Raw genomic sequence first — 532 nt, 5'->3', positions numbered from 1 at the left:
GACGGTGATTTCAGTAAAATAGCGATCCGGCGGCAGGCGTTGCGAAGGGTTCAAGGGATGCGTGACCACCGTTAATAGCTCCACGGCCATTAACCGCCCGCATGTTTGATAGATCGGCTGCCAGGTGTAAGCACGCTCACACTGCAACCAAAAACGCCGTTCCTGCAAGCTCTCGATGCTTGCTTCAGGGTTGCTTATTCGCTGGATAACCTGCCTTATCATCAAAGATGTCCTGTGTTTAAAAGTGATGCTGCCCGGACTCGACAAAGATTATCGGCGCGTAAGGGCAGAACTTTACCGCCTGGCCGGGGTAAATTTCCTCACTCCACAACGGAATCTTTCAGGAATACGTTCTGGCTCAAAAAAATAATGGAACACTGTTTTAATATGGTTGACCAGCAAACCACCACAGCGCAAACTAACGCTAATTTTTTACAGATCAGGTTCACGACTATGTCCAAAAAGATTGCCGTGATTGGCGAATGCATGATTGAGCTTTCCGAGAAAGGCGCGGACGTTAAGCGCGGTTTCG

Annotated in this window: 1 protein-coding gene; it reads left to right on the top strand. The window is 49.1% G+C overall.

Annotated elements, in window-relative coordinates; all coding sequences use genetic code 11:
- Nucleotides 1-105: 105 nt before the first annotated feature.
- On the top strand, nucleotides 106-532 hold a 427-nt coding region (locus K0039_RS24865; RefSeq protein ID WP_228106798.1), incomplete at its 3' end, for a hypothetical protein.

It is taken from the genome of Terrisporobacter mayombei (assembly GCF_020748465.1).
GTDB lineage: Bacteria > Bacillota > Clostridia > Peptostreptococcales > Peptostreptococcaceae > Terrisporobacter > Terrisporobacter mayombei.
This window is presented reverse-complemented; position numbering and strand designations above follow the sequence as displayed.